The following is a 14458-nucleotide window of genomic DNA, read 5'->3' as shown; positions in this document are numbered from 1 at the left end:
TGCCTGAGATGTTTTCGGACTTCTCAGGCTTCTCTATACAGCTTTAACTTTTTATAAAGTATGTCTTACAAAAAAGATAATAAAATCAAAAGTAACTTCACATCGATTACGATCAGCTTAGCTTCTCCAGAAACTATTTTGGAGCGTTCAAGTGGTGAAGTTACCAAACCAGAGACGATTAACTATCGTACCTACAAACCAGAACGTGATGGTTTATTCTGTGAGCGTATCTTTGGTCCTGTAAAGGACTACGAATGTCACTGTGGTAAATACAAACGTATCCGTTATAAAGGTATCGTGTGTGACCGTTGTGGTGTGGAAGTTACAGAAAAGAAAGTACGTCGTGAGCGTATGGGACACATCAGCTTGGTGGTTCCTGTAGCACACATCTGGTATTTCCGTTCCCTTCCAAATAAAATTGGTTATTTACTAGGTCTTCCAACCAAGAAATTGGATATGATCATCTACTACGAGCGTTACGTGGTTATCCAACCGGGTATCAAAGAAGAGGATGGCATTTCATTCATGGATTTCTTGACGGAAGAAGAATACCTAGATATTTTAGATACATTACCGAAAGAAAACCAGTACCTTGACGATACAGATCCTCAGAAATTTGTAGCTAAAATGGGTGCTGAGGCGATGGAAGAGTTGTTGAAACGTATCGATTTAGATCAGTTGTCATACGACTTACGTCACCAAGCAGCAAACGAAACTTCACAACAACGTAAAAACGAAGCGTTAAAACGACTTCACGTGGTGGAAGCTTTCCGTGGTGCTAACGGTCGTATCGAGAACCGTCCAGAATGGATGATCGTGAAGATCGTGCCTATCATTCCACCAGAGTTGCGCCCATTGGTGCCTTTGGATGGTGGTCGTTTTGCGACTTCCGATTTGAATGATTTGTACCGTCGTGTTATTATCCGTAACAACCGTTTGAAACGTTTGATCGAGATCAAGGCGCCAGAAGTTATCTTGCGTAACGAAAAACGGATGTTGCAAGAAGCGGTAGACTCGTTATTCGATAATTCACGTAAGGTGAATGCGGTGAAAACCGAAGGTAACCGTGCGTTGAAATCCCTATCGGATATTTTGAAAGGTAAGCAAGGTCGTTTCCGTCAAAACTTGTTGGGTAAGCGTGTGGATTATTCGGCTCGTTCGGTAATCGTCGTTGGACCTAACTTGAAATTGCACGAATGTGGTCTTCCTAAAGACATGGCTGCGGAGCTTTACAAACCATTCATCATCCGTAAGATGATTGAAAGAGGTATCGTGAAGACTGTAAAATCGGCCAAAAAGATCGTTGACCGTAAAGATCCTGTTGTATGGGATATCCTAGAAAATGTGTTGAAAGGTCACCCGGTATTATTAAACCGTGCACCTACGCTTCACCGTTTGGGTATTCAGGCCTTCCAACCTACGTTGGTAGAGGGTAAAGCGATTCAGTTACACCCATTGGTATGTACAGCGTTCAATGCCGATTTCGACGGTGACCAGATGGCGGTTCACTTACCTTTAGGTAATGCTGCAATCTTGGAAGCGCAAATCTTGATGTTGGCGTCGCACAATATCCTTAACCCTGCGAACGGTTCACCGGTAACGGTTCCTTCACAGGATATGGTTTTGGGTCTTTACTATATCACGAAAGGCCGCAGATCAGTAGAAAGCCATATTGTAAGAGGTGAAGACATGATCTTTTATTCTCCAGAAGAGGTTATTATCGCTTTGAACGAGAACAAGATTGACTTGCATGCTTTTATTAAGGTTAAAACCAAAGCAAAAAATAAAGAAGGACAAATCGTTGATACATTACTTGAAACAACAGTAGGCCGTGTAATCTTTAATCAGGTAGTACCTGAAGAGGTTGGTTTTATCAACGAGTTGTTGACCAAGAAATCATTGCGTAATGTCATTGGAGAGATTGTGAAGAATACGGGTATGGCTCGTGCAGCACAGTTCTTGGATGATATGAAAGAGCTTGGATTCCAAACGGCCTTCAAAGGTGGTTTGTCGTTCAACTTGCAAGATTTAAATATCCCAGCTGCCAAAGTTGATTTGATTACGCAAGCAACGAACGAAGTTGATGAGGTGAAGAATAACTATAACATGGGTTTCATCACCAACAATGAGCGTTACAACCAGATCATCGATATCTGGACGCGTATCAACAACAAATTGACGGCACACGTTATGGATATCCTTTCCAACGACAACCAAGGTTTCAACTCTGTTTACATGATGTTGGACTCTGGAGCTCGTGGATCGAAAGAGCAGATTCGTCAGTTATGCGGTATGCGGGGATTGATGGCGAAACCACAGAAGTCTGGTACTTCCGGTGGAGAGATCATCGAAAACCCGATCTTATCCAACTTTAAAGAAGGTCTTTCCGTATTGGAGTACTTTATCTCTACCCACGGTGCGCGTAAAGGTCTTGCCGATACGGCCTTGAAAACGGCGGATGCGGGTTACTTGACTCGTCGTTTGCATGACGTAGCGCAGGATATGATCGTTGTAGAAGAAGATTGTGCTACGTTAAGAGGTATTTATAAAACAGCCCTTAAGGAGAACGATGATATCGTAGAGCCGTTGTATGACAGAATCTTGGGTCGTACACCGTTGAACGATGTATTCCATCCGGAGACAGGTAAATTGATCATCGCTGCAAACATCGATATTTCGGAAGAAGTAGCGGAAGAGATCGAAGCTGCTGGTATCGAAGGTGTGGAGATTCGCTCGGTATTGACCTGTGAGTCGAAACGCGGTGTTTGTGCTTGTTGTTACGGTCGTAACTTGGCTTCGGGCAAACGTGTTCAGCTAGGTGAGGCTGTAGGGGTAATCGCCGCACAGTCTGTCGGTGAGCCAGGTACACAGTTGACACTTCGTACGTTCCACGTGGGTGGTACGGCATCTAACATCGCTGCTGATTCTAGTATCGTGGCGAAATATGATGGTAACATCGAATTTGAAAACGTGCGCTCTGTAGCGAAAGAAGGCGAAGATGGCCCTTACCAAGTGGTAATCGGTCGTTCAGGCGAGATTCGCATTGTTAGCGATGATAAGAAAGTTCTTTACAACCAAGTTATCCCTTATGGTGCCAACTTGTATGTAAACGAAGGCGATAAAGTAGAAAAAGGTAAAAACCTAGTTGACTGGGATCCATATAACGCGGTAATCATCTCTGAATTTGGTGGTAAAATCGAGTTCGAAGCGATTATCGAAGGTGTAACATTCCGCGATGAGTCTGACGAACAGACTGGTCACAAGGAGAAAGTTATTATCGAAACGCGTGACAAAACGAAAAACCCGACAATCAAGATTGCGGATTTGACTGGCGACACATTACGTTCGTATAACATTCCAGTTGGTGCCCACGTTTCGGTTCAAGACGGACAGAAAATCAAAGAAGGTACCATCTTGGCGAAGATTCCACGTGCTACAGGTAAAACCCGAGATATCACGGGTGGTCTTCCACGTGTAACGGAATTGTTCGAAGCGCGTAATCCTTCAAACCCAGCTGTTGTTACCGAAATCGATGGTATCGTTACCTTAGGTGGCGTGAAACGTGGTAATCGTGAGATTTCTATCGAGTCTAGAGATGGACAGATCAAGAAATACTTGGTTCCGCTTTCTAAACACATCTTAGTACAAGATAATGACTTCGTGAAAGCGGGTATGCCATTGTCTGATGGTTCGATCTCTCCTGGTGATATTCTATCGATCAAAGGGCCAGCAGCAGTACAAGAATATATCGTGAATGGTATCCAAGAGGTTTACCGCTTACAAGGGGTAAAAATCAACGATAAACACTTTGAAACCATCGTTCACCAAATGATGCAGAAAGTAAATATCGAGGATCCAGGTGATACGAGATTCTTGGAAAAAGAAGCTGTAAACAAGTGGGATTTCATGCAAGAAAACGATTCACTATTCGACAAGAAAGTGGTTGTTGAGGCTGGTGATTCGAAAACTTTACGTCCGGGTCAAATCGTAACGATGCGTAAGCTTCGTGAAGAAAACTCTACGTTGAGACGTCAAGATTTGAAAACAGTAGAGGTTCGCGACGCGATCTCCGCTACATCGAGTCCTTTATTGCAAGGTATCACACGTGCATCTTTGGGTACCAAGTCATTTATCTCGGCAGCGTCCTTCCAGGAAACGACGAAAGTGCTTAACGAGGCAGCAATCGCTGGTAAGCGTGATGACTTGTTAGGATTGAAAGAAAACGTAATCGTAGGTCACTTGATTCCTTCAGGTACGGGTTTACGTCAGTACGGCAATATTATCGTGGGTTCTCGCGAAGAATACGATCAACTTTTAGCTTCTAAAGAGGAGGACTAGTCGTTGTGACTAAACATAGAAAAGGGTAGCGATTTTCGCTACCCTTTTTTTGTTTTTGAGGCTTTGGCTAAAACCAACTGATTTGTCCATCGCCAAAATCACCTTTTATAAATAGCTTGTGAAAGCCAGCTGCCGTAGCGGTATCTACAATTTCTTGTGGTGTCATGTCATGCACCAATGCATGTATAAGACCCGCCATAAAAGCATCTCCACTGCCAATTCTGTCGATCACTTGTTGTGTTTCTAGCGTCTTGGAGTACACATCTACGCTTCTGTTGTGGTAGGTGCCATAAAACAGATTATGTTGTGGGCTATCCATAAAGCGGAAAGTGTACGCAATATGTTTGCACTTCGGGTATCTGCTGAATACTGCTGCTGCTGATGTCTGTGCGGCCTCTAAATAAGCTTCTTTCGTGGTATTACGGTCCAGATTTTCATCTACGGCTGTGCCCAACATTTTGTTAGCCGCCCAAATATTGCCCATGATGACGTCGCAATAGGTAACCAGTGCAGGCATAACCGATAGAGGTTCCTGCCCATATTGCCACAATTTACTGCGGTAATTGAGGTCGACAGAAATAGTTATACCACGCTCGGACGCACTTCTTAACAATAGTTCCATCAACTTCGCCATATCCTGATTTAGCGCTGGGCTAAGCGCTGTCCAATGAAACCATGTGACGCCCTCGAACAGTTGATCTATATCCAAATCAGCGGCCGTCAATTGGCTAAAGCTTGAGTACTTCCGATCATAGATTACCTCGCCTTTAGATAGGCCATTTGCCGACATCAATATGTAAGAACCTATTCGATCTCCACTGGAGATACATTTCTCCGTATCCACACCTAATCCTTGCAGGATACTCAAAATCTCTGTCGACAAGGCGTTGCTAGGAAAAGCACTGCTGTAAGAAACGTTGTCACCCATTTGCGCTAACGAGGCAGCGACATTGGCTTCTGAGCCACCGGGGAAAATTTCCAGTTTATTGTTCTTTTGGTCGAAGAAACTTGCTCCTAGGCTTTGCTGTCGGATGAGGATTTCTCCAAAGGATAAGATACGGTTCATCATAGTTTGTTTTATGTCGGTTAAAATAGCGTTATTTTTTTGTTTTTTCTGCCGCTATTACGAAATCGTTATCGTGAATTATACCGCTATAGCACTGTATATAGATAAAAATTTAGCTATTATTGGGGCTTATAAACTCAAAATCATACTATGAATATTCTAGATAGATTTTCCTTAAAAGGGAAGGTTGTGGTAGTGACTGGGGGAACAGGGATCTTAGGAAAAGCTTTTGTAAAGGCCCTTGCCGAAGCTGGGGCTAAAATATGTATTATCGGCAGAAATGAAGAGCGGGCAAACGAACGCGTTCGCTTGGTGCAGACCTTGGGCGGTGATGCTTTCGCGGTCGTAGCCGATGTGTTAGACGAAGATTCTATGCGGTCAGCGAAAGATCGTATATTGGAGAAATGGGGAACCATCGATGGCTTGGTAAATGCTGCCGGAGGTAATATTGCCGGAGCAACAATAGGCCCCGAAGAGAGTATTTTTGACAACAAGATCGGTCATACGCTAAAGGCCATAGAATTAAATCTCTACGGTACGATTATTCCGACGATGGTATTCGGCGAGGTGATGGCCGCAAAGGGCGTCGGATCAATTATTAATATATCTTCGTTGGCCGCAAGCCGCCCGATCACGCGAGTATTAGGTTATACCGTCGCAAAGCACGGAATCGATGGTTTTACAAAATGGATGGCCTCCGAGTTGGCTTTACGTTATTCCAACAAGATTCGCGTCAATGCTATTGCGCCTGGAGTCTTCTTAACAGAGCAGAACAGAACGTTGCTAACTAACGCCGACGGTAGTTATACCGATCGTGCCAACAAATTTGTAGAAGGAACACCGTTTTCTCGTTTGGGAGACCCATCCGAACTAGAGGGTACTTTGGTCTACCTGTTAAGTGATGCTGCAGCCTTTGTGACGGGAGAGACTATTTTTGTAGATGGCGGTTTCAACAGCTGGTCTGGTGTATAATAAATAAGTGATTAACAATGGAAAATAGATTTTTAGAACAAGCGTGGCGATGGTATGGCCCAAATGATCCGGTATCATTGGCAGATGTGAAGCAAGCCGGAGCGACAGCTATCGTGACGGCGCTACATCATATTCCGCATGGTGAAGTATGGCCGGTAACCGATATCTTGGAACGTAAAAATATTATTGAAGAGGCGGGACTGGTATGGAGCGTGGTGGAGAGCGTGACGGTGCACGAAGCTATAAAGACGCGTTCAGCACAGGTGGATCATTACTTGGAGAACTACCGGCAAACGCTACAGAATTTGGCGGACTGTGGTATAAAGACGGTATGTTATAACTTTATGCCTGTTTTGGATTGGACGCGCACACAGTTAGATCTATTGATGGAAGACGGCTCGAAGGCTCTGTATTTTGATTGGATAGACTTGGCTATCTTTGATATCTACATTTTGGAGCGACCGGATGCCCTATCTTCTTATGCAGCTGAAATTGCAACCGCCGCAAAAGAGCGTTATGCAACATACGATGATGCCGCAAAGAAACATTTGCAAAATAACGTACTCATGGGCATACCGGGCGAGAAAGATCCTTCATTAGAAGATCTTAGGAATAGTATCGCGATATACGCAGAAATCGGCTTTGACGGATTACGCGATAACTTAGCGTATTTCTTAAATGGCATAGCTACGGTATGTGAGCGTGAGGGAATAAAAATGACTATTCACCCCGATGATCCGCCATATCCTATTCTTGGCCTTCCTAGGATCGCCAGCAACATTGCTGATTTCGAGGCGATCATCAGCCGCGTCGATAAACCTTTCAATGGCGTTTGCTTTTGTACTGGATCGCTGGGTGCGGGGCCTGAAAATGATTTAGTCGCGATGTTCCAAAAAGTAAAACATCGGGTCAATTTTGTACACTTACGTAATGTAAAAAGGGATGCATTGGGAAGCTTTTATGAAGCGGACCATTTGGACGGCGACGTGGACATGTATGCCGTTATGAAGGAGCTTGTTGCTGAAAATCAAAAACGGGATATCGCTATACCATTTAGACCTGACCATGGCCATCAGATGCTGGATGACCTGCACAAAGTGACGAACCCGGGCTATTCTGCAATCGGTAGGCTGCGAGGCTTAGCTGAATTGCGTGGCCTAGAACTCGGCATTATCAGAAATAAATAGGGCGACCTATCAACCAATCGTCGATCGTCGAAGCTGAATACTAGTCGGGAGATTTATTTCTTCCCACTCTATTTGGCTTCGATTTGTTTTATTGATGACTTCTACCAACTTGCGTACGGCAATTGCGCCAATATCTTTCGTAGGTTGGCGAATGGTACTTAACGACGGATTCAGAGATAATGCCAGGTCGGTATTGGCAAATCCCACTACGGCGATACGTTCGGGCACGTTGATTTCCAATTTGGCCAAAACACCTAACAGGTGCGTGGTAATGGTATCAGAAGCGCCGATAATGGCTTCTGGAGGGTTCGGTAACTTCAGTAAGCGCACAATATGTTGCTCCATCTGTAAATGGAGGTCTTCTATACTTTTAATAGCGCAGAACACAATGTATTCGGGTACAACATCGAGGTTAAACTGTTGATGTGCTTGTCTGTATCCGGCAAGTCGTTTTGCGGTGATCCCTTGGTTGGTACCACAGAATATCGCAATTTTCTTACGCTTTATTTCGAATAAATGTTTACACGCGCTAAAGGTACCTTCAGCATTTAAAACGCCTACTTTATGGGTTTCCAAAGGATAATCTGTTCGGTCGAAAATGACAACAGGCGTTTTATTGAAAATCTGTTTGGCAAGATCTACGTTGGAACGCTCATGGATAGGGCAAAACAGTAGGCCATCGACAGCCTTGTTTACCATAGACTGCAAAGCTATTCGTTCAGTCTCTTCATGCTCCATGCTGCTCATAATCACAATCTTGTAATGCAGGGCGCTCGCAGTCAGCTGCATACCTTCCAAAATCTGAGATTCGAATGGACTTGTCATCTTGGGCAGAATGACGCCAATAGTTTGTGTTTTTCCGGTTTTTAGTGACTGCGCGAGCACATTAGGTTGATAGTCAAGCTTCTTTGCAAAATCTTTTACACGCTGCTTCGTGCTCTCGCTTATTTCGTAGCTGTCATTTAATGCCTTGGAAACAGTAGAGACCGACATATTCAAGACGGCCGCTAAACTCTTTAGTGTCGTTTTTGCCATCGGAATTTATCGTAAATCAACGAGCTCGTAGTTCGGGTAATTTGCTTTGTTAAATGTGAAGTTGCTGTTTGCCAATGTATTGTTGACGTAAAGCGTCTTGATCGTGTAGGTGTAGCGAGCCCCCGATTTGTCGAAGATAAGGACATCATGGATATGCTTGTTCTTATTGATACGCAATTTGATCTTAAAATAGTTGTTTTTAGTATCAATAGGACTTAGCTCGATAACATTCAGCACTTCGCCAGCAACACGTTCGTCATCGGCACTCACATATTTAAATCCACTTTTATAAAAAGTGAATAGATTATTTGGTCCTATGCTAGACGAACTGTTATCCGCATCCGCAATCTGTACTTCTTTGTCTTCTTTAAGTACGCTGTAAGTTGCTTTTCCATCGCTGATTAGCTCTTGGCTATTCAGTTGTATACGATATTGATTTTTTGATTTGTTCAGAAACAACGTGCCTTGGTCCACATAAGACTCACCCTTGGCTTGCTGTGCGGAAAAGCCAAAGTTCGACTGTATGGTCTTGTAGGCATCATATTTCTTAGAAACCTCATCCAACAATTTTTGTGCGGGAGGATCGTTTTGCGCAAAAGCCGCCAAAGTACTCCATAAAAAAAGCATCAACACAATTACCTGTTTTTTCATCTTAATCATTTTTTCTCAACGTTTCCAAATACTGTTCCAAAGAGTATTCGTCGGGATAAAGCACCTCACGCGCCTTGCTTCCTTCAAAAGGGCCTACAATACCGGCTGCTTCTAACTGATCAATAATACGACCTGCGCGGTTATAGCCCAGTTTCAGTTTGCGTTGAATCAAGGATGTTGATCCTTGTTGATGCATCACGATAAGCCGTGCTGCTTCTTCAAACAATTGATCTCTATCGCTCATGTCAAAATCCATCGACCCACTGCCTTCACCATTTTCATCCACATATTCTGGCAGTAGGAACGCCGAAGGATATCCCCTTTGGCTACCGATAAACTCGGAGATCTTGTCTACTTCCGGGGTGTCTACAAATGCACATTGTATACGTGTAAGATCACTTCCGGTGCTCAAGAGCATATCTCCACGGCCAATCAGCTGATCCGCACCACCGCTGTCCAAAATCGTGCGTGAATCGACTTTAGACAACACCCTAAATGCCAAACGGGCAGGGAAGTTGGCTTTGATCGTTCCCGTGATAATATTGACCGAGGGGCGCTGTGTAGCAATCACCAAATGTATGCCCACGGCACGCGCTAATTGTGCTAAACGTGCAATAGGCGTTTCTACCTCTTTGCCCGCAGTCATCATCAAATCGGCAAACTCATCCACAACGAGTACTATAAATGGTAAGAATCGATGACCCTCCTCAGGGTTTAATCGGCGTCCGACAAATTTTGCATTGTACTCCTTCAAATTCCGCACCTGCGCATTTTTGAGTAGATCATACCGTTGATCCATCTCGATACATAGGGAATTGAGCGTATTGATGACTTTTTTCGTGTCGGTGATAATGGCTTCCTCTTCGCCAGGGAGCTTCGCTAGGAAATGACGCTCTATCGTTTTGAAAAGTGAAAGTTCTACTTTTTTCGGATCGACCATCACAAATTTCAATTCTGCAGGGTGCTTTTTATAAAGCAGCGAGGTCAAAATAGCGTTTATCCCCACCGATTTACCCTGTCCAGTAGCGCCGGCAACCAACAAGTGGGGCATCTTTGATAGGTCGGCAATAAATACTTCGTTGGAGATGGTTTTGCCTAAAGCGATAGGCAAATCCATATCGGTCTTTTGGAATTTCTCGGTAGCCAAGACCGATCGCATAGAGACCATCTCGGGTGAACTGTTCGGAACCTCGATACCAATAGTGCCTTTGCCAGGCATTGGCGCAATGATACGGATACCCAATGCCGCCAAGCTCAAAGCAATATCATCTTCGAGGTTTTTGATCTTCGAAATGCGGACGCCTGGTTTCGGGATGATCTCGTATAGGGTAACCGTCGGCCCGATCGTCGCTTTAATATGTTCAATCTCGATGTTGTAGTTTCGCAACGTGTCAACGATCCGATTTTTGTTTGCCTCTAGCTCCTGCTGGTTGATGGTAATCTTGCCTGTACCGTAGTCCTTCAAAAGGTCCAACGTCGGATACTGATAGCCCGATAGATCAAGCTTGGGGTCATACTCGCCAAATTGAGCCACTAGGTCGTTTGCTGTTATCTCTTTTTCTTCGACAACCTTGGCCACGCTAAGTGCCGGCCCGTCGTCTACTTCGGTTTCAAGCTCAAGCTCGTCCAGCTCATTATCGATAGACAGCGTGATCTCATTTTCTGCCGGCGATGGCGCAGGGGAGGAGAAGGTAAAATCCTCTTCTTCGTCTTCCTCTACATCAGGCTCTTCCCGTTTGCGCGCAGCAGCAGCGGCGATAGCATTGTTGCTTATTGCTTCTGCAGCCATCTCGTTAATACTTTTTGGACGAGCGGGCGCAACAGGCAACTCGACTTCTTCTTCGTTGTCTTCGTATGCTGCCGGGCGTCTATTCCCTAAAATATTGTTTTTGTTGGCTGATACAGCGGTTGCATGCTGGTTCTGGAAAGTATCGAAATTATCTTCTTCCTCGTCCAACTCTTCCTCTTCAGATTCTTTTTTCCGACTGGTCCACGTCCACTTGAGATCAAGGTTATAGACTAGGATCAAGGCCGTGAGGTAGGCAAGTACCAATAAGGCTGCGACTCCTGTGGAGCCAATTTGAGCTTTCAGGAGTTGATTGGTCCAAAAACCGAATTTCCCTTCCAAAATATGCGGGGAATCGGTCAGGAAGTCTTGCAGAAAGCCCAAAGTAACAGATAGAAAGATGATACTGACCGACGCATAAAGAATGGTCTTCCACACAGGAAGAAGGGATTTTTTGTATAGGAATTTGTATCCGATTACAAAGAATATCAATGCGAAGAGGAATGAGGCCACACCAAACCACTCGTAAATAAATTGATTGGCCAGTAAGGCACCTAGTTTACCCAGCTTATTCTCGACAACAGGTAGCTCTACGGCGTCGTCAGCGATTTCATCCGCTGTTTGGAAAAGGGTAGACCATCCACCATTGGTTTGCGCGATGTAACTCTGGTCTTGTTTCCACGTGAACAGATAAGACACAAATGATACAGCCAATATGAAAGAAACGAAGATTAAAAAAATACCTGCAATCTTCAATGCTTTGCGCTGTCCCTCTGAAAAATTTAATTTCTCAAAGGACTTAAAGCGTTCCTTTTTCTGATATGTTACATTTCCGGCACTCCGTGGGCTACGTTTGCTGCTGCTATTACCGGAACTTTTGAATGTATTCCCTTTATTCGACATGAAAATTAGATAATCCTCCTACATACAAACTTAAAAAAAAAGGATGAGTATCGGATGACAAATTTAGCTTTGCTCTGCGAGCTTTATATTTGCTCAAATAGGGGATATCGCAGCGCTAGCGCTATATTTACATGAGATTAAGGGTGATAGGTAATGCGTAGGCCACTCGGACAGGAATTCCGCGTTGCACGCCCGGTGTCCATTGTTTTTTTGCCTTACTGATAGCATTGATGGCTGCTTGACCCGTTCCATGACCTAAGTCGTTCCTTACTTTGAAATTGGTCATCTTTCCATTACGTTCGACGATAAATTCAATTTGTATAGTACCGGAAACGCCGTTGTCTATGGCCGCTGGTGGGTACCGATAATTATTTGCAACGAACATGCGTAATGCTTTTGTTCCCCCCGGGTATTCTGGGGCAATCGCGAAATTTTGCTCATCGTATTTTGTTTCCACGCCCAGCGAATCCTTGGTTATTCCGCTGATTAAACGATCCTCTTTCCAGGTCTCCACAAAGGTTTGCTTGTTTGCTTTTCCGCTCCACTCCCCATTCTTTTTATGGTCGCTCAGCTTACCTTGCTCCAACAATTCCATCTTATTTAGGTCGTAAATCGGCAAAATACCGTTTCCTTGTGTGACAACGATCTTTCCAAGGCTGTCTTGTACTAATATGTATTTGGTGTCTACTTCTCTTGTGTCAAGATCGTTAAGAATTTCAGTTTGTCCGGTATAGAACTTTTGGGCATAAAGGATGCCATTCGCATAGTAGGAAAATGCAGTATCAATGAGCATATGGTTTTCATTATAGCGCAGTTTTTCTTGCAACTGTCCATTCGGGTAATACGTTCGACATTCGCCTATTCTAGACATGGTGTTCATACCGCTAGTCAACCGGGTGTCTAATTTCAGGCGATCATCTTTGGTGTAGTATTCCTGATACTTTCGGAGATCGGGATATTGTTCATCAATGGAGATGATCCTGTAAAAATAGGACTGCTCGGACGTTTCTACCAGCTCACCATCAACATCATGATAGCTTACTTGCTTGGTTTGGCCAAATAAGGATACATTAAAGAGAAGTACTAAGGCAAATAGGTAAAAGAGGTTTTTCATTATAGAATTTCAGTGCAGAGGCAAAATTTCCTCTGCACCGAAATTACTCGCTATTTCGCAATAATCAAAAAATAATTTTTCTTACCGCGTTGAGCTACGATATATGTATTGTTGATCAGACTATCTGCCGAAACGACAAGCTCTATGTCACTGATTTTTTCTTTATTTAAGGCAACTCCGCCGCCTTGCAACATCTTCCTCGCTTCTCCTTTTGAAGGGAATACCTGTGTGTCTACGGCCAGCAAGTCTAAAATATTGATGCCAGCGGTCAATGCCTCTTTGCTGATTTCAAACTGAGGAACGCCATCAAATACTTCGAGAACCGCCTCATGTTCCAAATCGGCCAAAAATTCCAATGATCCATTACCAAACAAAAATTCCGATGTTTTTACGGCCGTTTCGTAATCTTGCTCGCTGTGCGTGCGTATCGTGATATCCTTGGCCAATGCTTTTTGCACGGCACGTGTGTGTGGAGCAGCGTCATGCTCAGCTATGATAGCATCGATTTCAGCTTCTGTTTTAAGCGTAAAGATGCGAATCCAATTTTTGGCGTCATCGTCCGAAGTATTCAACCAAAACTGATAGTATTTGTAAGGCGATGTTTTCTTTGGATCTAGCCAAACTGCGCCAGACTCGGTTTTGCCGAACTTCTGTCCATCGGCCTTTTTGATCAACTGCGTAGTGATCGCATAGGCCGTTCCTTGGTCTTGACGACGGATCATTTCACTACCCGTTACAATGTTTCCCCATTGATCAGAACCGCCCATCTGCACTTTGCAGTTGTGGTGTTTCCATAAATAATAGAAATCGTAGCCTTGGATAAGTTGGTATGTAAACTCCGTGAACGAAAGCCCGTTATCGCCCTCCAAGCGTTTTTTTACGGAGTCTTTAGCCATCATATAGTTTACAGTAATCAGCTTACCCACATCGCGGATGAAATCTAAGAAACTGAAATCCTTAAACCAATCGTAGTTGTTCACCATTTTGGCGTCATTCTCGCCATCGCCAAAATTCAAGAATTTAGCCAATTGCTCTTTCAAGCAATTTACATTGTGTTGTAGGGTAGCTTCATCCAAAAGGTTACGTTCTGCAGATTTGAACGAAGGGTCTCCAATCATACCTGTGGCACCACCCACCAAAGCTACAGGCTGATGTCCGGCATTTTGGAAATGTATGAGGGTCATGATTTGGGTGAGGTGTCCCACATGTAGGGAATCGCCCGTAGGGTCAAATCCGATATATCCAGAAACTTTTTCTTTGTTCAGTAATTCTTCAGTTCCGGGCATGATATCCTGCAACATACCTCTCCAACGTAGTTCTTCTACAAAGCTCATTTTTTAAAGATTACGATTTTTTTACTAAGATTGCAAAGATAAGAGATTAAGCCGTATCTTACGATAATAATT

The 14458-nt window shown here is 43.9% G+C and carries 9 protein-coding genes; 3 read left to right on the top strand and 6 right to left on the bottom strand.

The genetic code is table 11. The features are described from left to right. The first annotated feature begins 60 nt into the window (after positions 1 to 60). Positions 61 to 4338: a DNA-directed RNA polymerase subunit beta' gene (rpoC, locus tag SCB77_RS07315; protein WP_320185780.1), complete on the top strand. Its 4278-nt coding sequence runs from the start codon at positions 61 to 63 to the stop codon at positions 4336 to 4338. A 67-nt stretch (positions 4339 to 4405) separates the two neighbouring features. Here rpoC and SCB77_RS07310 read toward each other — a convergent pair whose 3' ends face one another. Continuing rightward, positions 4406 to 5407: a sugar kinase gene (locus SCB77_RS07310; protein ID WP_320185779.1), complete on the bottom strand. Its 1002-nt coding sequence runs from the start codon at positions 5405 to 5407 to the stop codon at positions 4406 to 4408. Between the two features lie 147 nt (positions 5408 to 5554). On the opposite strand from SCB77_RS07310, the gene SCB77_RS07305 reads away from it, so the two are divergent. Together SCB77_RS07305 and uxuA are read left to right on the top strand one after the other, a co-directional pair. Beyond that, complete coding sequence (locus SCB77_RS07305; protein ID WP_320185778.1) at positions 5555 to 6376, top strand: SDR family oxidoreductase; 822 nt, start codon at positions 5555 to 5557, stop codon at positions 6374 to 6376. A 17-nt stretch (positions 6377 to 6393) separates the two neighbouring features. Then, on the top strand, positions 6394 to 7563 hold the full coding sequence (gene uxuA / locus SCB77_RS07300) for a mannonate dehydratase (protein WP_320185777.1): 1170 nt from the start codon (positions 6394 to 6396) through the stop codon (positions 7561 to 7563). A gap of 9 nt (positions 7564 to 7572) precedes the next feature. On the opposite strand, the gene SCB77_RS07295 is transcribed toward uxuA, so the two are convergent. The 5 genes from SCB77_RS07295 to tyrS form a co-directional block, all read right to left on the bottom strand. Beyond that, complete coding sequence (locus SCB77_RS07295; RefSeq protein WP_320185776.1) at positions 7573 to 8598, bottom strand: LacI family DNA-binding transcriptional regulator; 1026 nt, start codon at positions 8596 to 8598, stop codon at positions 7573 to 7575. A 6-nt stretch (positions 8599 to 8604) separates the two neighbouring features. Next, complete coding sequence (locus SCB77_RS07290; protein ID WP_320185775.1) at positions 8605 to 9249, bottom strand: LolA family protein; 645 nt, start codon at positions 9247 to 9249, stop codon at positions 8605 to 8607. Position 9250: 1 nt separating this feature from the next. Continuing rightward, a complete protein-coding gene (locus SCB77_RS07285; protein ID WP_320185774.1) occupies positions 9251 to 11938 on the bottom strand; it encodes an FtsK/SpoIIIE family DNA translocase in 2688 nt (895 codons plus the stop codon). A gap of 127 nt (positions 11939 to 12065) precedes the next feature. Then, a complete protein-coding gene (locus SCB77_RS07280) occupies positions 12066 to 13052 on the bottom strand; it encodes an energy transducer TonB (protein WP_320185773.1) in 987 nt (328 codons plus the stop codon). A 50-nt stretch (positions 13053 to 13102) separates the two neighbouring features. Next, a complete protein-coding gene (tyrS, locus tag SCB77_RS07275; protein WP_320185772.1) occupies positions 13103 to 14386 on the bottom strand; it encodes a tyrosine--tRNA ligase in 1284 nt (427 codons plus the stop codon). Positions 14387 to 14458 lie beyond the last annotated feature (72 nt).

It is taken from the genome of Sphingobacterium bambusae (assembly GCF_033955345.1).
GTDB lineage: Bacteria > Bacteroidota > Bacteroidia > Sphingobacteriales > Sphingobacteriaceae > Sphingobacterium > Sphingobacterium bambusae.
The sequence above is the reverse complement of the archived record's forward strand: the minus strand, read 5'-3'. Positions and strand labels throughout refer to the sequence as shown.